At 67.4% G+C, this 22,015-nt stretch carries 19 protein-coding genes; 8 read left to right on the top strand and 11 right to left on the bottom strand.

Translation table 11 applies throughout. The features are described 5' to 3' along the window. Window positions 1-447: 447 nt before the first annotated feature. Window positions 448-3,390 carry a ribonucleoside-diphosphate reductase subunit alpha gene (locus AC1RQC_RS08820; RefSeq protein ID WP_492374672.1) on the top strand — a complete coding sequence of 981 codons (2,943 nt, stop codon included), beginning with the start codon at window positions 448-450 and terminating at the stop codon, window positions 3,388-3,390. A gap of 98 nt (window positions 3,391-3,488) precedes the next feature. Then, entirely contained in the window at window positions 3,489-4,691 is a 1,203-nt protein-coding gene (locus AC1RQC_RS08815; RefSeq protein WP_150986839.1) for a ribonucleotide-diphosphate reductase subunit beta, read from the top strand. 108 nt (window positions 4,692-4,799) lie between these two features. Here AC1RQC_RS08815 and AC1RQC_RS08810 read toward each other — a convergent pair whose 3' ends face one another. Further along, on the bottom strand, window positions 4,800-5,126 hold the full coding sequence (locus AC1RQC_RS08810; protein WP_492374671.1) for a thioredoxin family protein: 327 nt from the start codon (window positions 5,124-5,126) through the stop codon (window positions 4,800-4,802). A gap of 72 nt (window positions 5,127-5,198) precedes the next feature. Then, window positions 5,199-6,122: a DMT family transporter gene (locus AC1RQC_RS08805; protein ID WP_492374670.1), complete on the bottom strand. Its 924-nt coding sequence runs from the start codon at window positions 6,120-6,122 to the stop codon at window positions 5,199-5,201. 124 nt (window positions 6,123-6,246) lie between these two features. Between AC1RQC_RS08805 and AC1RQC_RS08800 the strand changes: the two genes are divergently transcribed. Then, window positions 6,247-7,167, top strand: a complete 921-nt coding sequence (locus tag AC1RQC_RS08800) for a LysR family transcriptional regulator (protein WP_492374669.1) — start codon at window positions 6,247-6,249, stop codon at window positions 7,165-7,167. 8 nt (window positions 7,168-7,175) lie between these two features. Here the strand turns inward: AC1RQC_RS08800 and AC1RQC_RS08795 are convergent, their stop codons facing one another. Beyond that, complete coding sequence (locus tag AC1RQC_RS08795) at window positions 7,176-8,021, bottom strand: DUF6597 domain-containing transcriptional factor (RefSeq protein WP_492374668.1); 846 nt, start codon at window positions 8,019-8,021, stop codon at window positions 7,176-7,178. 79 nt (window positions 8,022-8,100) lie between these two features. Between AC1RQC_RS08795 and AC1RQC_RS08790 the strand changes: the two genes are divergently transcribed. Next, window positions 8,101-8,457 (top strand): GFA family protein, encoded by a 357-nt coding sequence (locus AC1RQC_RS08790; RefSeq protein ID WP_492808031.1) that lies wholly within the window; start codon window positions 8,101-8,103, stop codon window positions 8,455-8,457. 68 nt (window positions 8,458-8,525) lie between these two features. After that, window positions 8,526-9,152 carry a glutathione S-transferase family protein gene (locus tag AC1RQC_RS08785; protein WP_492374666.1) on the top strand — a complete coding sequence of 209 codons (627 nt, stop codon included), beginning with the start codon at window positions 8,526-8,528 and terminating at the stop codon, window positions 9,150-9,152. Between the two features lie 13 nt (window positions 9,153-9,165). Here the strand turns inward: AC1RQC_RS08785 and AC1RQC_RS08780 are convergent, their stop codons facing one another. Beyond that, entirely contained in the window at window positions 9,166-11,514 is a 2,349-nt protein-coding gene (locus tag AC1RQC_RS08780) for a cytochrome P450/oxidoreductase (protein ID WP_492882971.1), read from the bottom strand. A 51-nt stretch (window positions 11,515-11,565) separates the two neighbouring features. Further along, on the bottom strand, window positions 11,566-12,549 hold the full coding sequence (locus tag AC1RQC_RS08775) for a Bug family tripartite tricarboxylate transporter substrate binding protein (RefSeq protein WP_174423017.1): 984 nt from the start codon (window positions 12,547-12,549) through the stop codon (window positions 11,566-11,568). 298 nt (window positions 12,550-12,847) lie between these two features. On the opposite strand from AC1RQC_RS08775, the gene AC1RQC_RS08770 reads away from it, so the two are divergent. After that, window positions 12,848-13,603 (top strand): IclR family transcriptional regulator, encoded by a 756-nt coding sequence (locus AC1RQC_RS08770; RefSeq protein ID WP_492374686.1) that lies wholly within the window; start codon window positions 12,848-12,850, stop codon window positions 13,601-13,603. 42 nt (window positions 13,604-13,645) lie between these two features. Here the strand turns inward: AC1RQC_RS08770 and AC1RQC_RS08765 are convergent, their stop codons facing one another. Then, window positions 13,646-14,545, bottom strand: coding sequence for a recombination-associated protein RdgC (locus AC1RQC_RS08765; RefSeq protein ID WP_043349676.1), 900 nt, complete (start codon window positions 14,543-14,545; stop codon window positions 13,646-13,648). Between the two features lie 185 nt (window positions 14,546-14,730). Next, entirely contained in the window at window positions 14,731-15,309 is a 579-nt protein-coding gene (locus AC1RQC_RS08760) for a BPSL1445 family SYLF domain-containing lipoprotein (protein WP_441633879.1), read from the bottom strand. Window positions 15,310-15,619: 310 nt separating this feature from the next. Here AC1RQC_RS08760 and AC1RQC_RS08755 point away from each other — a divergent pair, with 310 nt between their 5' ends. Next, complete coding sequence (locus tag AC1RQC_RS08755) at window positions 15,620-16,018, top strand: hypothetical protein (RefSeq protein WP_492374664.1); 399 nt, start codon at window positions 15,620-15,622, stop codon at window positions 16,016-16,018. Between the two features lie 181 nt (window positions 16,019-16,199). After that, window positions 16,200-16,448, top strand: a complete 249-nt coding sequence (locus AC1RQC_RS08750; RefSeq protein WP_144409844.1) for a DUF6388 family protein — start codon at window positions 16,200-16,202, stop codon at window positions 16,446-16,448. Between the two features lie 5 nt (window positions 16,449-16,453). Here the strand turns inward: AC1RQC_RS08750 and AC1RQC_RS08745 are convergent, their stop codons facing one another. The 4 genes from AC1RQC_RS08745 to AC1RQC_RS08730 all read right to left on the bottom strand — a co-directional run bounded on the left by AC1RQC_RS08745 (window position 16,454) and on the right by AC1RQC_RS08730 (window position 21,901). Then, window positions 16,454-18,082 carry an MFS transporter gene (locus AC1RQC_RS08745; protein ID WP_492374663.1) on the bottom strand — a complete coding sequence of 543 codons (1,629 nt, stop codon included), beginning with the start codon at window positions 18,080-18,082 and terminating at the stop codon, window positions 16,454-16,456. A gap of 25 nt (window positions 18,083-18,107) precedes the next feature. Continuing rightward, window positions 18,108-19,520, bottom strand: coding sequence for an FAD-containing oxidoreductase (locus AC1RQC_RS08740; protein ID WP_492882969.1), 1,413 nt, complete (start codon window positions 19,518-19,520; stop codon window positions 18,108-18,110). 23 nt (window positions 19,521-19,543) lie between these two features. Further along, on the bottom strand, window positions 19,544-20,377 hold the full coding sequence (locus AC1RQC_RS08735; RefSeq protein ID WP_492374661.1) for an aldo/keto reductase: 834 nt from the start codon (window positions 20,375-20,377) through the stop codon (window positions 19,544-19,546). Window positions 20,378-20,509: 132 nt separating this feature from the next. Continuing rightward, window positions 20,510-21,901, bottom strand: coding sequence for a GntP family permease (locus AC1RQC_RS08730; protein ID WP_492374660.1), 1,392 nt, complete (start codon window positions 21,899-21,901; stop codon window positions 20,510-20,512). Between the last annotated feature and the right edge of the window lie 114 nt (window positions 21,902-22,015).

Raw genomic sequence — 22,015 nt, 5'->3', positions numbered from 1 at the left:
TAAAGTCCGCGCCTATCGAAGAGGTCAGGTCAATCAAAAAAATTTCGCGTCACGGTGCGGTAACGAACCGTCGGGCGGATTCCCTTGCGTCTCTTGGGCTAGCGGGTATGGCGCAGCGCCGCATGCCATGCCGGCACTGGAATTCGCGCCAAAAAGGCGCTTGTCAAGACTGGTGAATCCGCCCCGTTTCACTATACTTAGTCCAGTTTTTCGCATCGACCACTAGATCTAGTGGTGCTTTCGGGGAGCCGGCCTAGGTGTGCAGTTACCGCCGCAGCAATGACTGCGGTCCACCGAAGGGCCGGCGCATCACAAGAGTTCCAGCAGAATCCAGCAATAGCAGCGCGCCCTCCCGGGTAAGACCGGCCGGCGTGTCAGAGCCTTTTTGCGCATTTTGCCCGGGACTCTTTGTCACTCATAAAACACGGGTCAGAACAGGAGTTCCTCATGCAGACAGCCCAGAACGAACTTTCCACCGGCGCCGCCGCCGCCGGTGCAGCAGCGAACGCGCAGTCGAGCCCCGCTACTGCCGCCGCTGGCAGCTACCAGGACTACAAGATCATCCGACGTAACGGCGCCGTCGTGGCGTTCGAGCCGAGCAAGATCTCGGTAGCGGTGACCAAGGCCTTTCTCGCCGTCAACGGCGGGCAGGGCGCCGCTTCGGCGCGCGTGCGCGAAGTGGTCGAGCAAGTGACCCAGAACGTGGTCCGCGCGCTGCTGCGCAGCCGCCCTAACGGCGGCACCTTCCATATCGAAGACGTGCAGGATCACGTCGAGCTTGCGCTGATGCGCTCGGGCGAGCATGAAGTGGCCCGCGCCTACGTGCTGTACCGCGAAAAGCGCACCCAGGAACGCGCCCAGGCAAACGCCCAGGCGGTGGCCCGCGTGCAGGAAGGCGGCGCCACGTTCAACGTGACCGATGCGGGCGTGGCCCGCGTGCTGGACCTGGGCGCGCTGCATGGCCTGATCGACAACGCCTGCTCGGGCCTTGGCGATGCCGTCAGCGCCGAGCCGATCCTCAAGGAAACGCTGAAGAACCTGTACGACGGCGTGCCGATGACCCAGGTCTACGACTCCGCCATCCTGGCCGCGCGTACCCTGATCGAGAAGGACCCGGCCTACAGCCAGGTCACCGCGCGTATCCTGCTGCACACCATCCGCAAGGAAATCCTGGGCGCCGAAGTGACCCAGACCGAGATGGTGTCGCGCTACGCCGACTACTTCCCCAAGTTCATCGCGCGCGGCATCGAAGCCGAGCTGCTGGACGAGAAGCTGGCCACCTATGACCTGGCCCGCCTGGGCGCGGCGCTGGACGCCCAGCGCGACTTCCAGTTCAACTACCTGGGCCTGCAGACCCTGTACGACCGCTACTTCCTGCACATCGACGAGACCCGCATTGAAATGCCGCAGGCATTCTTCATGCGCGTGGCGATGGGCCTGGCGCTGGGCGAGAAGGACCGCGAAGCCCGTGCCATCGAGTTCTACCAGCTGCTGTCGTCGTTCGACTTCATGTCGTCCACGCCGACCCTGTTCAACTCGGGCACCCGCCGCTCGCAGCTGTCGTCGTGCTACCTGACCACCGTGTCGGACGACCTGGAAGGCATCTACGAGGCGCTGAAGGAAAACGCGCTGCTGTCGAAGTTCGCCGGCGGTCTCGGCAACGACTGGACCAATGTGCGCGCCCTCGGCTCGCACATCAAGGGCACCAACGGCAAGTCGCAAGGCGTGGTGCCGTTCCTGAAGGTGGTGAACGACACCGCCGTGGCGGTCAACCAGGGCGGCAAGCGCAAGGGCGCGGTCTGCGCCTACCTGGAAACCTGGCACCTGGACATCGAGGAATTCCTCGAGCTGCGCAAGAATACCGGCGACGATCGCCGCCGCACCCACGACATGAACACGGCGAACTGGATTCCCGACCTGTTCATGAAGCGTGTGATGGAAGCCGGCGAATGGACCCTGTTCTCGCCCGCCACCTGCCCGGACCTGCATGACCTGGTCGGCAAGGCATTCGAAGAAGCCTACCTGGGCTACGAAGCCAAGGCCGCCCGCGGCGAGCTCAAGCTGTTCAAGAAGATCCCCGCCATGCAGCTGTGGCGCAAGATGCTGGGCATGCTGTTCGAGACCGGCCATCCCTGGATCACCTTCAAGGATCCGTGCAACATCCGCAGCCCGCAGCAGCACGTGGGCGTGGTGCACAGCTCCAACCTGTGCACGGAAATCACGCTCAACACCAACGACAGCGAGATCGCCGTTTGCAACCTGGGTTCGGTGAACCTGGTCGCCCACCTGAAGCAACAGGCCGACGGCACCCAGGTGCTCGATCACGCCAAGCTCGAGAAGACCATCCGCACCGCGATGCGCATGCTCGACAACGTGATCGACATCAACTATTACGCGGTCGAGAAGGCACGCAACTCCAACCTGCGCCATCGCCCGGTCGGCATGGGCATCATGGGCTTCCAGGACTGCCTGCACATGCTGCGCCTGCCGTACGCCAGCGACGCCGCGGTGCAGTTCGCCGATACCTCGATGGAAGCGGTGTGCTACTACGCCTACCGCGCCTCGAGCGAGCTGGCGGAAGAACGCGGGCGCTACAGCACCTATGAAGGCTCGCTGTGGGATCGTGGCATCCTGCCGCAGGACTCGCTCAAGCTGCTGGCCGAAGAACGCGGCGGCTACCTGGAAGTGGATCACTCCTCGACCATGGACTGGGACAGCCTGCGCGCGCGCATCAAGCAGCACGGCATGCGCAACTCGAACTGCATCGCGATCGCGCCGACGGCAACGATCTCGAACATCATCGGCGTGTCGGCCTGCATCGAACCGACCTTCCAGAACCTGTACGTCAAGTCCAACCTGTCGGGCGAATTCACGGTGGTCAACGACTACCTGGTGCGCGACCTGAAGGCACGCGGCCTGTGGGATGAAGTGATGGTCGCCGACCTGAAGTACTTCGACGGCAAGCTGGCGCGCATCGACCGCATTCCGCAAGACCTGCGCGACATCTACGCGACGGCCTTCGAAGTCGAGCCGAGCTGGCTGGTGGAAGCCGCCAGCCGCCGCCAGAAGTGGATCGACCAGGCCCAGTCGCTCAACATCTACATGGCCGGCGCCTCGGGCAAGAAGCTGGACGACACCTACAAGCTGGCCTGGCTGCGCGGCCTGAAGACCACGTACTACCTGCGCACGATGGCAGCCACCCACGTGGAGAAGTCCACCGTGTCGCGCGGCTCGCTCAACGCCGTGTCGTCGGGTAGCGACGGCGGCATCAGCGCCGCCGGCATCGACCAGGCCGCCGCCTCCGCGCCGGCCATGCCGGAAGCCGAAGGCGCGGTCTGCACGATGCGCCCGGGCGACGCCGGTTTCGACGAGTGCGAAGCCTGCCAGTAAGTCGCCTGCCAGTAAGTCATTACCTGCCCTGATCCTCGCCGCGCCGCTTGCGCGGCGAGGACGGCGGCAAACCAAAGCATTCCACGGAGAACCACACCATGCTGAGCTGGGACGACGACGTTCAAGCCACCCCGCAGGCTGCCCCGCAGCCCGCGCCGAATCCCACCGCCACGCCTGCTGCCGCACGCTCTGTCGACCAGCACGGCGTGCTGCCGCCGGCCGCCACGCAGCCGGCAGGCACGGGTATCCTCGGCAACCTGCCGGCGTCCGACGCGCCGACGGACCGCCGCGTGAACGCCGCCGACAAGCGCGTCATCAATGGCTCGACCGACGTCAACCAGCTGGTGCCGTTCAAGTACAAGTGGGCCTGGGAAAAATACCTGGCCGGCTGCGCCAACCACTGGATGCCGCAGGAAATCAACATGTCGCGCGACATCGCGCTGTGGAAGGACCCGAACGGCCTGACCGAAGACGAGCGCCGCGTGATCAAGCGCAACCTCGGCTTCTTCGTGACCGCCGACTCGCTGGCCGCCAACAACATCGTGCTGGGCACCTACCGCCAGATCACCGCGCCGGAATGCCGCCAGTACCTGCTGCGCCAGGCTTTCGAAGAAGCGATCCACACGCACGCCTACCAGTACATCGTGGAGTCGCTCGGCCTCAATGAAGCCGAGATCTTCAATGCGTACCACGAAGTGCAGTCGATCCGCGACAAGGATGAGTTCCTGATCCCGTTCATCGACACGCTGACCGACCCGGCCTTCAAGACCGGCACGCCGGAGAACGACCAGAAGCTGCTCAAGTCGCTGATCGTGTTCGCCTGCATCATGGAAGGCCTGTTCTTCTACGTGGGCTTCACGCAGATCCTGGCCATGGGCCGCCAGAACAAGATGACCGGCGCCGCCGAGCAGTACCAGTACATCCTGCGCGACGAGTCCCTGCACTGCAATTTCGGCATCGACCTGATCAACCAGATCAAGCTCGAGAATCCGCACCTGTGGACCGCCGAGTTCAAGGAAGAGATCACCGCGCTGTTCAAGAAGGCCGTGGACCTCGAATACCGCTATGCCGAGGACACCATGCCGCGCGGCGTGCTGGGCCTGAACGCACCAATGTTCAAGGGCTACCTGCGCTTTATCTGCAACCGCCGCTGCCAGCAGATCGGCCTGGAGCAGCTGTTCCCGAACGAGGAAAACCCGTTCCCGTGGATGAGCGAGATGATCGACCTGAAGAAGGAACGCAACTTCTTCGAGACGCGCGTCATCGAGTATCAGACCGGTGGGGCGTTGTCCTGGGATTGAGTTTCCGCCGAGCGGTGAATGCCGCCACGCAGAAAGAAAAAAGCTCCCTCGGGAGCTTTTTTCTTTGCACTTGCATAAGCGATCAGCGATCAGCAGTGCGGGCCAGCATCAGCCCGCAATCCGTCTTAACGCTTCCTCGATCGCCCGTGTCTCGCTCGGCCGCACCAACCGCGCCACCTCCACGCCGTCGCGCATGAACACCAGCGTGGGCCATAGCTTGACCCGGAACGAGCGGCCGAGCGGCTTGCCGCTGCCGTCCTCGACCTTGATGTGGGCAACCTCCGGATGGCTGGCCATGGCGCCGGCCAGGTGGGGCTGCGCCCGCATGCAGTAGCCGCACCAGGGCGCGCCGAACTCGATCACGGCCGGGCCTTTGATGGCGTCGATTTCGGCCCGGGCCGGCTCGCGCAGGCCATACACATCGGTCATCGTCATGGGAATCCTCTCGCCTGTCCAAATGGGCATGCACGGATTGTATGACCGCGGCTGGCTGCAACGGATCCTGTTTCAGGCCTGCGAGCCCTGCGCTATCTCGGGGGCTGCAGGCTTGCCCCAGCGCACTGTGGCCAACAGCGATGCCGCCACGATCAGCCCGCCGCCGATCCACGCCGTGGTGGAGATGCTCTCTGCCAGCCACAGGCTGGCGAACAACGCGCCGAAGGCGGGCTCGCTGCCCATCAGCAGCGCCACCCGCGTGGGGCTGCTGCGCCGGATGGCGTAGTTCTGGGCGAAGAAGGCGAACAGCGTGCAGGCGGCCACCAGCCACAGCACGCAGCCCCAGAACGCAGCGTGGCCAGAGAACGACGGCAGGGGCTGCCACTGCGCGGGCACCAGCGCCAGTGCCACGGCCGCGCTGCCGACGGCGACCACGCCGGATTGCACCGCCGTCATCGTCAGCGCCGGCATGGACTGGCCCCGCACCAGCCGCTTGGTCGCGCAGACCATCAGCGCGCGCAGTACGGCGGCGGCCAGGATCAGCCCGTCGCCAAGGTTGAACCCCAGTTCGCCGTGGCCCGCCAGCAGCCACGCGCCTAGCAGGGAGAGCGCCACCGCCACCCATTCGATGCGGCTTGGACGGCGCTTGAGCAGCAGCCACTCCGCCAGCGGCGTCAGCACCACGCACAGGCTGATCAGGAAGGCGGCGTTGGAGGCGCGCGTTAGCAGCACGCCGAAGGTTTCGCACAGGAAGATGCCGAGCAGCAGCACACCGGTGCCCAGCACCCCGCGCAGGGTGGCGGCGTCGGTGCGGCGCAACCCGGCCAGCGTGGGAGAGAGCACCACGAAGGTGATGCCAAAGCGTAGCGTCAGCAGGCCGAGTACCGGGTAGAAGACCAGTGCGCTCTTGACGATGCCGTAGCTGCTGCCCCAGACCACGGCGACCGCGAGCAGCATCAGGTCGGACAGCAGTAACAGTTTTTTTGGCGCGGGCATGGTGGACCTTGTGCATTCGGTCCTGCATTGTGCCGCTTTGCATCCACGGCGATAATCGGGTCGGAATGCAAAGCCTTTATGCCGCATATGCATTAATCCGCCTCTGCCCGCCGCGAGCCGCCTCATGAACCAAGCTGATCTCTTTGCCTTGCTGCCCGACATGGCGGTGTTCGCGCGCGTGGTCGACGCGGGCAATTTTTCTGTTGCCGCGCGCCAGCTTGGCAGCACACCGTCCACTGTCAGCCGCCAGATCAAGCGTCTGGAGGAGGCATTGGCCACGCGCTTGCTGGAGCGCTCGACCCGCAAGGTGCGCATGACGGAATCGGGCGCCGAGGTGTACCGCTATTGCCGCGACGTGGTGAGCGCCGCGGCGGGGGCGATGGACGCCGCCGGCCATGTGGTGGGCCGGCCGCAGGGCAGGGTCAGCGTCAGCGCGCCGACCGCATTTGCCAAGACGGTGATCCATCCGCTGGTACCGGCTTTCCTGCAGGCTTATCCGGAAGTGGACCTGCAGTTGCTGTTTACCGACCACGAGGCCGATCCCCTTGCCGACGACCTCGACCTGGTGATCCGGCTGACCGAGCACCCGCCGCCCGGCCTGGCCGGGCGCCGCCTGGGCGCGGTGCGCTGGGTGCTGTGCGCCTCGCCCGCCTATCTGCGCGCGCGCGGCACGCCGGCGCAGCCGCGTGATCTCGCGCAGCACGATTGCCTGTACCTGGGGGAAACCGCCGACGACAACCGCTGGCGCTTGCGTCGCGACAGCGAGACGCAGACCGTGACGGTGAGCGGGCGCTATGTCGCCAACCACGCCGGCGCGCGGCTGGAGGCGGCGCAGCAGGATCTTGGCATCGCCAGCCTGCCCGAGTTCACCGCGGCCCTTGCCTTGCAGGCCGGCGAACTGGTGCGGGTGTTGCCAGACTGGGAATTGCAGGCACGCGCCTACGTGGGGACGGTGTGGCTGCTCTATCCGCCCAACCGCTTCCTGCCGCCCAAGGTGCGGGCGTTGATCGATTACCTGGCCGCGCACATCGGCAGCGCGGGCTGACTTGCCGCTCAGCGTGCGCCGGCCGGCCCCTGCTGCGAGCGCTGGTAGTCGCCCGGGGATACGCCCACCAGCCTGGTGAAATCTCGCGTCAGGTGGGCCTGGTCGAAGTAGCCGAGCTCGGCGGCGAGCTGCGCCAGCCCGACCGGCTCGCCGCGCGCGAGCCGCCATGCGGCCTCTTGCAGGCGGTAGCGGCGCAGCACCCACTTGGGCGATACGCCCACGTAGTCCTGGAACAGCCGTTGCAAAGCGCGCACGCCCATGCCGGCATGCTGCGCCAGCGACTCCACGCTGGCGGGGCCTTCGGCGCTGGCGGCATGCGCGACGATGGCCTGCAGTTGATCCACGACGGGGTCAGGCGGCGGCAGGGCGCCGCCCAACAGCGCTTCGGCGGCGCGCACCATGGCTTCGTCGCCGCCGGCATCCAGCACCAGCATTTCGGCCCGGTGTGCGTCGCATGACAGCAGCGCGCGCGCCGCACGCGTGGTGTCGGTCAGCGCGCAGACGGGCTCGTCCAGCAAGGGGCGCAGGCCACCTACGCGAAAGCGCACGCCGAGCACGTGGCCGGCGCCTTCCAGCGTGCGGTCGAACACGCCGCGCACCACGCCGAAGAGCGCTGTCTGGCCGCGGTCGAATACCAGGTTGGCGTTCGGATAGGGCAGCACGCGCTGCACCTGCGGTGGGTGTCCCGCCAGGTCCCATTCGACGATCCAGTAATGTTCGACAAAGGGTGCCAGCGCCGCCGACGGCAGATAACGGCCGAGGCGGATGCGCTGTTGCGTGCCGAGCGGGTCGACAATGCCTTTGGGCGCAGCGGTGACGGGCGCGTGCGTGTCGCGTTTTTCCAATCGGGGCATGGGGATAGCGGTGTAAAACTACGGGCTGCGGCAGGCACGCAAGATGCGCAAGATGAACGAAATTCTATCGGAGACCACCATGACCGTAACCCATTACACCGGCGGCTGCCATTGCGGCGCCGTGCGCTACGCAGTGGATGTCGACCTGGCCGGCGCCATCGAGTGCAATTGCTCGCTGTGCAGCAAGCGCGGCTTCATCTGGTCGTTCACACCGGCAGACAGATTCACGCTGACCGAAGGTGCGCAGGCCACGCGCACCTACAAGTTCAACAAGCATGTGATCGACCATCGCTTTTGCGAAACCTGCGGCGTGGAGGCCTACGCGCTGGGCAGCATGCCGGATGGCTCGGCCGTGGCGGCGATCAATGTGCGGTGCCTCGATGGCGTCGACCTGGCGCAGCTCCAACCTAAGAAGGTCGACGGCGCCAGCGCTTGATCCGCGATGGCGCGCTTCACAGCGCCCCTCGCCCCGAGTTGCATGATTTTTCCCCCGGAGCCAATGCCATGTTCCAGCCCGAACTGACCCTGTTCCATTCGCCCAACACACGTTCCACCGGCGCGCTGACCCTGCTTGAGGAACTCGGCGTGCCGTATCGTCTCCACCCGCTCAATATGAAGGCCGGCGAGCAGCGCGAGCCGGCTTACCTGGCCATCAATCCGATGGGCAAGGTGCCGGCCATCCGCTATGGCGATGCGCTGGTGACGGAGCAGGTGGCCGTGTTCATCTTCCTGGCCGACCTGTTCCCGCAGGCCAGGCTGGCGCCCGCGCTGACCGATCCGCTGCGCGGGCCTTACCTGCGCTGGATGGCGTTCTACGGTTCCTGCTTCGAGCCGGCGCTGGTGGACCGCTCGCAACAGCGCGAGACGCCGCGCGCGATGTGCCCCTACGGGGATTACGACACCACCATCAGCACGCTGCTGGGCCAGCTGGAAAAGGGCCCCTACCTGCTGGGCGACACCTTCACCGCGGCCGACGTGCTGTGGGGCACCGCGCTGACCTGGACCACGATGTTCAAGCTGGTCGAAGCGACGCCGGTGGTGCAGGCCTATATCGACCGCATCAACGCGCGCCCGGCGGTGGCGCGGGCGCGTGGCATCGATGCGAAGCTGGCAACAGAGCAGGGCGGCTGAGCGAGCGCCGCGCTTATAGCTCCAGCACGATGCGCTGGCATTTCGCGCGCGAGCAGCAGGCCATCATCTTGGTGTTGGCTTCGCGCTCCGCGCGCGTGAGCACCACGTCGCGGTGGTCGATTTCGCCGGCCAGCACGCGCACCTCGCAGGAGCCGCACAGGCCTTCCTCGCAATCGCTCTGCATGTCGATGTTGGCGGCGCGCAGCGCGGCCAGCAGCGTCTGGCCCGGGGCGACCGCGACGACGATGCCGGAGTCCTTCAGCTCGGCTTCGAACGCTTGCTCCTGGCCGGGATCCAGCGTGGCGAGCGCCGACTCGAAATGCTCGATGCGCAGCGCATCGCCGGGCCAGCCGGCGCACTGTTCCTGCAACGCTGCAAGCATGCGCGCGGGGCCGCAGGCGTAGATCTGCGTATCCGCCTGGGGCTGCCCGAGCAGGCTGGTGAGATCGTTGCGCTGGCCTTCATCCTTGGCGTAGACATGCAGGCGATCGCCGTGCAGCGCGATGAGCTCGCCGAGCAGCGCCATGGACGCACGCGAGCGCCCGCTGTAGTGCAAAGCGTAGTCCATGCCGAGCGCCTTCGCGCGCCGCGCCATGGCGCTGACGGGCGTGATGCCGATGCCCCCGGCGATCAGGATCAGCTTGCCCGCGGCCTCATCCAGCCGGAAGTGGTTGCGCGGGCCGCGGATCTTCAGCCGGTCGCCGGCCTTGACGCTGTCATGCACCCAAGCGGATCCGCCACGGCCTTGCGCTTCGCGCAGCACGGCGATCTCCAGCGCACCGCTGTCGTCCGGGTCGCCGCATAGAGAGTATTGCCGCGACAGACCGGTGCCGCCGCATTCCACGTCGATGTGCGAGCCCGGCGCCCAGCGCGGCATCGGCTTGCCATCGGGCGATACCAGCCGCAGCCGCACAATGCCCTCGGCCGCCCGGGTCGCGCTGGCCACCACCACCGGCCGGCTGATTGCATGCCCCAACGGCTCGCCAATGCGCACCGGCACTTGTACCTGCAGCAACGCGGGGTTGGCGCGCTCGGGGTTTTGCGTCGGGTCCCATTCCACCCACACGTGCTCGGGCCCGCGGAACGAGGTGTTCGGCACGTAGCTGAATCGCTGCTCTGCCAGGCGCATATGGGGCAGGCGCCGCGTGAGTTCCTCCAGGAAGACCTGCATCTCCATGCGCGCCAGGTTCTTGCCCATGCACTGGTGCGAGCCGTAGCCGAAGGTGAGCTGGTCGCTGGCGTTCTCGCGGCGGATGTCGAAGAGATCCGCATCGGCGAAGTGCCGCTCGTCGTGGTTGGCCGAGGACGTCACGATCAGCAGCTTGGCGCCGGCGGGAATGTCGACGCCGCCTACCTGCACGTCGCGCGTGGCCAGGCGCCGCCAGGCCGCCACCGAGCCGTTGTGCCGCAGGCATTCCTCTACCGCGTTCGGGATCAGGCCCGGGTCTTCGCAGATCTCCTGCCAGGCGCGCGGATGCTGCAGCAGCAGCTTCATGGCATTGGCCGTGGCGTTGGCGGTGGTTTCATGCGCGGCGACAATGCCGGCCATCATCATCGAGTGCAGGTAGGAGTCGGTGACGATCTCCGGATACTCCACCTGCTTGCGGATGCCATAGCGCATCCAGCCCGGGCCGGACGGGTCCTGCCGCATCTTGTCGAGGATCTTGCCTGCCAGCTGCCAGAAGTTGCCCACGGCATGCGCGACTTCGACCTGTTCCTCCGGCCTGGGCCGGCCCCAGGTATTGACGGTATGCGCGATGGAGTATTTGCGCAGCAGGTCCATGTCTTCCTCGGGCACGCCGAGAAAATGCAGCGCCACCGTCAGCGGCACTTCCCACAGCATCTGGTCGACCAGGTCGGCGCGGCCGTCGTTGACAAAGCGGTCGACATACTCGCGCGCGAGCTTGCGCACCATGGGCTCGTGATGCTTGAGTTCCTCTGGCGTAAACGGCGCCATCAGCACCCGGCGGCGCGGCATGTGCGCTGGCTCGTCTTCGTTGACCAGCGTGCGGTTCATGGCGTAGCCGTAGGACGCCAGCACGGCGTTGGCTTGCGGCCCCGTCGGCGTGATCTTCTCCAGCGCAATGGAGGGGCTGAAGGTGAGGTTGTCGCGGAAGATCGCCTTGATGTCGTCGTAGCGCGTCACCACCCAGTAGCCCAGCTTGGGGCTGTAGAAGACCGGCTCCTGCTCGCGCGCCCAGCGCACGTACTCGGGCGGGTCCTGCTGGTAGCCATCCTCGAAGGGATCGAAGCTGGCCGCGCCTGGGCTGACCGGGCAGCCGGTGGGCGAGCGCTGCGCTGTCAGCAAGCGATGGTCAACGGGACATCCCGAGGCGTGTGGATTGGGGGTAGCGTTGGCCATGCTTGTTGCTCCGTGTTCTCGTTTGCGGGGGGCGGCTGCGGTGCGCCGCGGTTACTCCAGCGTGATCTTCAGGTCGCGGATCAGCTTGTGCCAGCGCGTGGTCTCGCTGCGCAGCAGTTCGGCGTACTGCGCCGGCGTGTTGCCGACGGGTTCCACGCCGAAGTCCACCAGTCGCTTGTTGACGGCCGGGTCCTTGATCGCGGCCACCACCTGCTTGTTCAGCGTGGCGACGATCTCCGGCGGCGTGGCGGCGGGAACCACCATGCCCACCAGAGCGGCGGCCTCCACGTTCTTGTAACCTGCCTCGGCAAAGGTCGGCACGTCCGGCAACTGGGGCAGGCGGGTCGGGTTGGCCACGGCCAGCGCCTTGACCTTGCCGCCCTTGATGAACCCCGCGCCCGCGGCCAGGTCGACCATCATGGCCGGGACCTGGCCGCCGGCCACGTCGGCCAGCGCGGGCGCGGCGCCGCGATAGGGCGCGTGGACCATGTTCAGCCCGGCCTCCACCTTGAGCAGTTCCATGGCGAGATGGTGCGGGCTGCCGGCGCCGGCAGAGGCGTAGTCGATGCCGCCCGGCTTGGATTTGGCGCGGGCGACGAACTCCTGCACCGTGTTGACGTTCATGCCCGGGCCCACCACCAGGATCATCGGGAAGCGGCCCAGCAAGGTGACTGGCGCCAGGTCCTTGACCGGGTTGTAGGAAAGCGTTTTGTACAGCGCCGGGTTGAACACCAGCGTGCCGTTGTCCGCCGAGAGCACCGTGTAGCCGTCCGCCGGCGCGCGCGCGGTTTCCGCCGCGCCGATCGCGGTATTGCCACCCGGCTTGTTGTCCACCAGCACGGGCTGGCCAAGCCGGGTCGAGAGGGCCTGGCCGATGGAGCGCGCCAGGAAGTCCGAGCCGCCGCCGGCGGCGTACGGCACGATCCAGCGCACCGGCTTGGCGGGGTAGGCCGGCTCGGCGGCAGCGGTGGCCGCCAGCATGGGGATGGCGGCCAGGCCAAGGCCTGCGGCGATGCATTTGCGGATGGTGATCATCTTGTCTCCTGTTCCCGTTTGGGTGCCGGTTGAGGCGTAGCGCGGTCCGGCGTTGTTATGCGTAAATGATATACGCATTGCGTAATATGGCGATGCGGGTTAACGTGGGTTTGATGCCGCCGCGCAATGCACGGCACTAGAATCTCCGCCCATGAAGACAAGAAACGACCCAAGCGCCGCACGCACCTCACGCGCATCGAGCACCTCAGGCGATCCCGCTGACCCGGTCGAAGCCGCCATGCCCGCTGAGCCGCCGGCGCGCGAGCGCCGCCAGCGCGTGCAATCGGCGCAGACCGGCATGACGGTGCTCAAGGGCCTGGCCAACCTCGGCGGGCGCGCCAGCCTGACCGCGCTGGCCGCGCATATTGGCGAGAGTCCGGCCAAGGTGCACCGCTACCTGGCCAGCCTGATCGACGAGGGGCTGGTGGCGCAGGCGTCGGCATCGCAGCAGTATTTCCTGGGCGTGGAGGCCATGCTGATCGGCCTGGCAGCGATGCGGCAGGTTGATCCGATCCGGATCGCCGAGCCGTCGCTGGTCCGCCTGCGCGAGAGCCTGGACGTGACCTGCTTTGTGGCGGTGATGGGCAACAAGGGCCCGACCATCGTGCGCTTCGAGGAGCCGGGGCTACCGGTGACGGTCAATGTGCGGGTGGGCTCGGTGATGCCGATGCTGTGGTCGGCCACGGGCCGCGCGCTGCTGGGCTTGCTGGACGAGCCGCGTGTGCGGGCGATGGCGGAAGAAGAGCTCGCGGCGGCGCCGGCGGACCTGCGCGCGCAGCTGGATCGCGATGATCCCATCGGCGTGCTGCGGCGCGAAGTGCTGGCCGCCGGGTGCGCGGTAGTGCGCGATACCAACCTGAAGGGCATCAGCGCCGTGGCGGCGCCGCTGTACGACTACACGGGCCGCATTTGCGCGGTGCTCACCGCGCTGGGTGCCACCGGCGGCTTCGATGCGTCGATGGACGGACCCATCGCCGTGGCCGTGCGCCATGAGGCGCGGGTCGCCAGCGGGTTGCTGGGCTACGGCGCGGCGCCGCCGGGCGGCGGCGCCTGAATCCAGCTTGAACCGGCCTGGCCGGCCCGCTGACGCGCTGGCTTACAGCTTGCGTTCGCCGCCGAGCGCGGCGGTCAGGTCCGACAGCAGGTTGGCCAGTTCGCCGGCCATCATGGTGAAGTCGCCGTCGAAGCGTTCTTCGTCGTCGCGGGCGCTCGGGTCTGCCTGCTCCTTGATCACGTCCAGCGGGGCCACGCGCTTGATGGTCAGCGACTCGGTGAGCACGAAGGACACGCGGTCATTCCAGGTCATCGCCAGGCGCGTGCAGCGCTTGCCGGCGGCAATGTGGCGGCGCAGGTCCTCGGCATCCAGCGGATGGCGCACATAGCGCACCGTGGCCTTGCTCTCGGCGCTGGATTGCAGCTCCATTTCCTGGTCGAGGGTGAAGCCGGCCGGGGCCGTGTCGGTGGCCAGCCAGTCGGTCATGGCGGTGACCGGCGACTGGTTCACATGCAGGTTGTCCAGCGGCAGCGGGTCGATGGCCTTGAACAGCAGGCCGCGCACTTCATCGGCCTTGGCCGGGGCGGCCGCGTCGATGGCGAGCCAGCCGTTGACCGGGTCGATCCACACGCGGGTGTCGCGCCGGATGCTGAACGCGCGCGGCAGCAGCTCTTCGGTGACCTGCTCCTTGAGTTCGCGCATCTGCTTGCGGCCCGGCTTGAAGCCTTGCTGTTCTTCCAGCTCCACAGCGCGGGCCTTGGTGACCTGGTTGACCACGGTGGACGGCAGCAGCTTCTTTTCGGTGCGCATGGTCAGCAGCAACTGCTTGCCGACCTGGTGGACGAGCGCGCCGTTGTCACGCGGCGAGGCCCAGCCCTGGGTTTGCATCTCCAGGCTGGTGCCAGGGAAAAATGCGTGGCGCGCCAGGCATTCCTCGACCTCTTCGGCGGCGAGGGACCACGGTGCGGACAGACGGTGCAGCTGGAGATTCTTGAACCACATGTGAATTCGGCCAAAGGGACGGATTCTAGCCGGTTAGCGTGGCGCATGCGGTAACAATGCGTGAGGGAGTCTGGCTGGTGTGGCGGTGCCGTGGCAGCAGGGCCGGAAAAAGTCAGGGGCCGGGTCGCCTTCGCAACCCGGCCCCCCGCATACAGGCCGGCGCCAGGCCGGCACGCTGCGTGGCCTCAGATGTCGAGCTTGCTGATCTTCGAGCCTTCCAGGCTCACGCCGGCCATCAGGCCCGCATTGGTGACCACGAAGCCAACGACGGGCTGCTGGGCGGTATTGGTGTCCAGGGTGCCATTGGCGCCAATCTTGGCCAGCGCCACGGTAGCGTCCACGCCGGCAGTCCAGCCGCTGCTGGCGACGAACTTGTCGAGCGCTTCCTGGGTCATGAACATCAGGATGATGGCCTTGGATTGCGCACCGATCTGCCAGCCGACCGAGCCCGAGATGATGCGGTAATAGCCACGGTTGGCGCCGCCCGCGCGCAGCGCGCCATCGCCATATTCGCCACCCACGACGAAGCCGGCCGAGAGGACATTGGGGAAGACCAGGATGCCGCGCGCGCGGTTGGCGAGTTCGCGTGAACCTTTCGCCGTCTCATACAGCTTGTTGAGCGTACCATCCACGCCGCCATCGATCTCGCGGCGCTTGGCGGCCTTGTCGGTGGGTGCATCGGGCGTGGTCGTACACGCGCCCAGCAGGCCCGAACTTGCCACCACTAGTCCAGCCCCTACCGTCAGAAACGATCTGCGTTCCATGCTCACTCTCCTGATTGTTTTACCTCTCACGGCACCGGATACCCCGGAGCCACTTTGCGCACCCCACATAAAGGATAGGCGTAATCAGCACTTGTAGAAACTTGAAATCTCGCCGCAAACTTGATTCTCGGGTTTTTCCGAAAAGCCGGCGTACTCTCACCGTTTCTGTAGAAATATACCAAGCATTCTTGCGAATGGCTGTAGGACGGAGGCTGCATTTTGGCGCGCGGCGTCCTACAAGCACGGGCGCCTCGCAACAACCTGTTTCATCTGGACAGGAACCCGGCCGGGCTGGATAAGTCCATGACACATGAAATCCGTTCTCGCCCTCATCCCCGTCACCTTGCTGGCAGCGGCTTGCGCTTCGCAAGTGCCCGCCAATCCGCAAGCCTCATCCGAAGCCAACGAGCAATGGCAATCGCTGCGTGCCGCTTACACCACGTGCGCCAAGGGCCAGGCCGATGCCGGCATGGCCGGCGGCGCCTCCGCGCAGGATCTCGCCAGTGCTGCGCTCAAGGCCTGCCGGCCTCGGCTCGACGCCATGCACACGGCGTTTCGCGATTACCTGGATGCGCAGATGGTGTCCTCGCATGGGCGCGATGGCGCGCGCCAGGCCGCTGAGCGGGTGAGCCAGGATACCGAAGCCAAGACCCGCAACTACCTGGTCCGCTACGTCGAGCGGGAGCGCTATACCGCCAAGGCGCAATAACGCACGAGGCCTGCGCTTGCGTTCCGATTGCACTGCGGATTGCACTGCGGTTGGGGGCTCCGGCACGGCTGTGGTGTAATGCGCGGGCGCCGGCGTGCATTCCTGCCTCGTACCTGCTCGCCAGGCGCCAGGCCGTCGCGCCCCACCCACCTTGCACCCACCTTATTGCGGTCCCTTCCCGATGACTCTTTCCCCCGAACGCTTGCAACTTGCCCATGAGCGTTTTCTCGCCGACAACCCCGAAGTGGTGGCGCTGCTCAAGGTCATCACCCCGCGCCACGCGCGCGCTGTCGGCATGAGCGTGGAGGCCTTCCAGCTCTCGGAGCTGGAGCGCGCCATCGGCCGCGAAGCCAGGCTCCGGCGCCTCACCGTCGAGGAGCTGCTGCTGGTGTACCTGGGCGAGCGCGCGGCGCCGGCGCCGCGGCGTTAGATGCGCTAGCCGCCGGCCTTCCCGGTGCCGGTCTTGCCGCGCGCCGGGCTCAGGAACGCCCAGGCGCATGCTGCCCCTCCGGCAGCCAGCAGCGCCGACAGCAGCATGACCCAGCGAAAGCCGGCCACGAAGGCGCCGTCCACCGCACGCCGAACGGCCGCCTTTACCTGCGGGGCCGTGGCCGCCGGCAGCGTGATGGCGGCGAGCTTCGCGCGTTGCGCCTGCACGGACCGAGCCACCTGCGCCGACACCGCGCCGCTGGCCACCGACTGGCCAAGCGAGCGGTCCAGCCGGTAGTCGAACACGCGCACCATCACGATCCCCAGCATGGCAATCGCCAGCAGCGTGGCCACGCGTGCCGCCGCATTGTTGATGCCAGACGCCGTGCCGGCCGAGCCCAGCGGCACCGCGTTCATGACGGTGGTGGTCAGCGGCGCCACGCTGATCGTCATGCCCGCGCCGAGCACCAGCACCGCGGGAAAGTAGGCCAGCCAGTAGCTGCCGCCGCTGGCGGCGGCATCGGGCAATGCAAACAGCGCGAAGCCCGCGGCCGCTACCAGCGGGCCGACGATCAGCGGCTTGCGCGCGCCATGCCGGTCCACCAGCCCGCCGGCCCAGCCGGACAGCAGGAACATCAGCAGGATGAACGGCAGCAAGGCGGCACCGGCCTGCGTCGACGAATAGCCCTGCACCTGGATCAGGTTGAGCGGGAAGAAGAACAGGCCGCCGCCCAGCGCCGCGTAAAGCAGCAAGGTGAGCAGGTTGGCACCCAGGAAAGCGCGCGAGCGGAACAGCGCGGGTGGCATCACCGGGTTGGCCACGCGGGTCTCCGCCAGCACGAACAGCCCGAGCGCAACGAGGCCGGCCGCAAACGGCATCCACACGGCTGGGTGGCCCCAGCCCTGCGCCGGCGACTCGATCAGGCCGTAGACCACGCCCCCCAGCCCAAACGCTGCAAGCAGGCTGCCGGGCCAGTCGAGTCCACCGGGATGCTGCGGTGCGCGGCTTTCCGGCACGCGCCAGAACACGATGGCCAGCACCGCCGCCGCCAGCGGCAGGTTGACCAGGAAGGCCGCGCGCCACGACAGATGCTCGATCAGCCAGCCGCCCACCACGGGCCCGAGCGCGGTGGTCATCGCGGTGGCGCCGGACCAGGTGCCGATGGCCTTGCCGCGCCGGCTCGCGTCGAACGAGGCCGACAGCAACGCCAGGCTGCCCGGCACCAGCAGCGCCGCGCCCAAGCCCTGCGCGGCCCGCGCGGCGACCAGGTGGCCAATGTTGCCGGCCAGGCCGCACCAGGCCGAGCTGGCTGCAAAGATCGCCACGCCCAGCGCAAACACGCGACGGCGCCCGAAGCGGTCACCGCAGGCGCCGCCCACCAGCAGCAAGGCTGCCAGCAGCAACGCATAGGCCTCCACCGCCCACTGCATGCCGCTCAGGCTCGCATCGAAATCCTTTTGCAGCGCGGGCAGGGCCACGTTGACCACGGTGCCATCGATAAAGGCCATGCTGGACGCCAGGATGGTGGCGGCCAGCACCCAAGGTTCGTCGGCCCTGGCGCAGGGTGGCCCGCCAGGGGCGGTCCGCAGCGTTGCGTCGTCGCACGGGCTCTGGGCCAGCGGCGTGGTGGGCATGTTCAGCGCTTGCTGTGTGGGCCTGTCATGCTGCCGCCGGGCCAACCGGCTCCAGCGGATGCAGCTCGCCCAGCATGGTCGGGATCAGCTCGGACACCGTGGGGTGGATATGCATGGCGCGCTGGACCACCGTGTACGGCGCGCACGCATACATCGCGTCGAGGATGCAATGGATCACCTCGTCGCCGCCCACGCCCAGCACCGCCGCGCCAAGGATCTCGCGGCTGTCGGCATCCACCAGGATCTTCATGAAGCCTTGCGTTTCGCCTTTTTCCACCGCGCGGCCAACCCGCGTCATCGGCCGCATGCCAACCAGCACCTTGCGCCCGGACTGGCGCGCCTCGGCCTCGTTCATGCCGACGCGCCCCAGCGGTGGGTCGGTGTAGAGCGCATAGGCGGGGATGCGGTCGCCGAGCGTGCGGGGCGGCTCGCCGGATGCCGCGTCCAGCAGGTTGGCGGCGACGATCTCGAAGTCGTTGTAGGCGGTATGGGTAAAGGCGCCGCGCCCGTTGCAGTCGCCCATGGCCCAGATCCCGGGCACATTGGTGCGCAACTGTTCGTCCACCTGGATGTAGCCGCGCGCATCCACGGCAACGCCGGCGCGGTCCAGGCCAAGGTCGTCGGTATTGGGCCGCCGCCCCACCGCCAGCAGCACGTGCGAGCCGACGATCTCGGGCGCGCCGTGCGCGCAATCCATCTTCACCACGACCTCGGCGCCGCGCTGCTCCAGCGCGATGCACTCGGCGTCGAGACGCAGCCCGATGCCCTCGGTGGCGAGGATGCCGCGCACGGCGTCGGACACGTCGGGATCCTCCCGCTCGATCAGGCGCGGGCCGCGCTGCACGATGGTGACCTCGCTGCCGAAGCGGCGAAACATCTGGCCGAACTCCAGACCGATGTAGCTGCCGCCCACCACCAGCAGGTGCCGCGGCAAGGTGTCCACGCGCATCATTCCGGCGTTGGTCAGGTAGTCCACCTGCTCCAGCCCAGGCATCGGCGGCGCGGCGGCGCGCCCACCGACGTTGATGAAGATCTTGCCGGCCCGCAGCAGGGTGTCGTTTACGCGCACGGTGTCTGGGCCCTCGAAGCGCGCGTGGCCGAGATGGACGGTGCCGTGCTCCAGCGTGCGCACCCACGTTTCCACGCCGTGCGTGGACTTGCCGACGACGCCGTCCTTGCGCGCCTTGACGCGAGCCATATCCACCGTCACAGGCCCGGTGGGCACCACGCCGTACTCGGCGCCGCGCCGTGCCAGGTTAGCCGCGTAGGCGCTCGCCACCATGGTCTTGGTGGGGATGCAGCCGGTGTTGACGCAGGTCCCGCCGAACGACTGGCGCTCGATCACGGCCACCCTCTGGCCGGCTGCGCTCAGGCGCGCCGCCAGCGGGGGGCCGGCCTGGCCGGTGCCGATGATGATGGCGTCGTAGTCGAGTGTCATGGCGGGGGCTCCTGGGCATCACATCACAGCATCGCCAGCGGGTGCGGGCCGTCCGGTGGCTGGAAGGCCGCGTCCAGCTCGGCCAGTTGCTGCGTGGAGAGTGTCAGCGCGAGCGCGCCATGGTTCTCGCGCAGGCGCTCGCGATGGCTGGTCTTGGGAATCGCGATGACGCCCTGCTGCGCCAGCAGCCAGCCCAGCGCCGCCTGCACCGGGCTGATGCCATGCTTCTGGGCAAAGCGCGCAAGCCGCGGGTTGCGCAGCAGCGTGGCTTGCTCGATCGGCGAGTAAGCCATCAGGGCAACGCCATGCTCGCGCAGCCAGGGCAGCAAGTCCCACTCGATGCCGCGCCGCGTGAGGTTGTAGAGCAACTGGTTGGCCGCGACCTCCTTGCCGCCGGGCACGCGCCACAGCGCGCGCATGTCGTCCAGGTCGAGGTTGCTGACGCCGAAGTGACGGATCTTGCCCGCCTTGCGCAGCGCCATGAAGGCCTCCATGGTCTCCGCCAGCGGCACGCCGCCACGCCAGTGCAGCAGGTACAGGTCGAGGCGGTCGGTGCCCAGGCGGCGCAGGCTGCGCTCGCAGGCGGCCACCGCGCCGGTGCGCCCGGCGTTGTGCGGGTACACCTTGCTGACCAGGAAGACCTCGTCGCGCCGGCCGGCGATGGCTTCGCCGACCAGTTCCTCGGAGCGGCCATCGCCGTACATCTCGGCGGTGTCGATCAGGGTCAGGCCCAGGTCCAGCCCGAGACGCAGCGTGGCAAGCTCTTCCGCGCGCGCAGCCGGCTGATCGCCCATGTTCCAGGTGCCCATGCCGAGCGCGGCAACGCTTTCGCCGCCGGGCAGACTCACGGTTTTCATGCGGTGTTCCGGTGGGAAGTGCAGGGTGGAGCCGCTGACATGTGGCGTGCAAAGCACGCGCGCACGGCCGGCTACCCACTCACACTAGGTAAGGATGGCGCGATCCACAAGGCGCGGCGCGCGCCGCCGCGTTCAGGCCAGGCCGGTCACGTAGTAGACCGTGATCACGAAGAACACGGCCAGCGTCTTGATGACGGTCACCGCGAAAATGTCGCGGTAGGACTCCCGGTGCGTCAGGCCCGTCACCGCCAGCAGGGTGATCACGGCGCCGTTGTGCGGCAGCGTATCCATGCCGCCGCTGGCCATGGACACCACGCGGTGCAGCACCTCGAGCGGAATGCCGGCGGCCTGCGCGCCGTGGATGAAGGTGTCCGACATGGCGGCCAGCGCGATGCTCATGCCGCCCGACGCCGAGCCGGTGATGCCCGCCAGCGTGCTGACAGACACGGCGGCATTGACCAGCGGGTTGGGGATGCTCTTGAGCGCATCGCTGACGACCAGGAAGCCGGGCAGCGCGGCGATCACGCCGCCGAAGCCATACTCCGAGGCCGTGTTCATGGCGGCCAGCAGCGCGCCGCCGATGGCGCTCTTGCTGCCCTCGGCAAAGCGCTCGCGCACCGCGCCGAACGCCGTCGCCACCACCACCACGATGCCCAGCAGCAGCGCCGCCTCCACCGCCCAGATCGCGGTCACGGTGGCGATCTGCGTCTCCACGGGCTTGGCCAGCCCGGGCAGCGACACGCTGTAGCTGCTGCCGTACCACTGCGGAATCATGCGCGTGAAGACGAAGTTGGCCACGCCCACCACCACCAGCGGCAGCAGCGCCAGTGCCGGATGCGGCAGGTGGCCGGTCTGGCTGCGCTCCGGCTCATTGCGCAACGCTGTCCCATAGCCCTCGCCGCGTGCCATGGCCGCGCGGCGGCGCCACTCCAGGTAGCCCAGGCCCACCCCGATGATGAACAGCGAGCCGAGCAGGCCTAGCACCGGCGCTGCCCAGGTCGTGGTCTTGAAGAAGGTGGTGGGGATGATGTTCTGGATCTGCGGCGTGCCCGGCAGCGAATCCATGGTGAACGAGAACGCGCCCAGCGCAATGGCGCCGGGCATCAGCCGCTTGGGGATATTGCTCTGCCGGTAAAGCTCCGCCGCGAACGGATAGACGGCGAACACCACCACGAACAGCGAGACGCCGCCATAGGTCAGCAGCGCGCAAACGGCGACGATCACCGCATTGGCACGCGAGCGGCCTATGTAGCGGATGGCGGCGGCCACGATGGACTCCGAGAAGCCCGACAGCTCGATCACCTTGCCGAACACGGCGCCCAGCAGGAACACCGGGAAATACAGTTTGACGAAGCCGACCATTTTCTCCATGAAGATGCCGGAGAAGACCGGCGCCACGGCGGCAGGCTCGGTCAGCAGGACGGCGCCGAGCGCGGCCACCGGGGCGAACAGGATGACGCTGTAGCCACGGTAGGCCGCAAACATCAGGAAGGCCAGGGCGGCCAGGACTATCAGGAAGGACATCGGTTCTCCTTGTGGTTCTTCCGCGCGCGCGGCGCTCGTGGCGCCGTGCGCGGCAGATCAGGTGCCGACTTTGCCACAGCTTGCTGCACTGCGACAATGTCCTGCCTCAAAGGC

The organism is Cupriavidus sp. GW822-FHT03E04 (assembly GCF_058801495.1).
The sequence above is the reverse complement of the archived record's forward strand: the minus strand, read 5'-3'. Positions and strand labels throughout refer to the sequence as shown.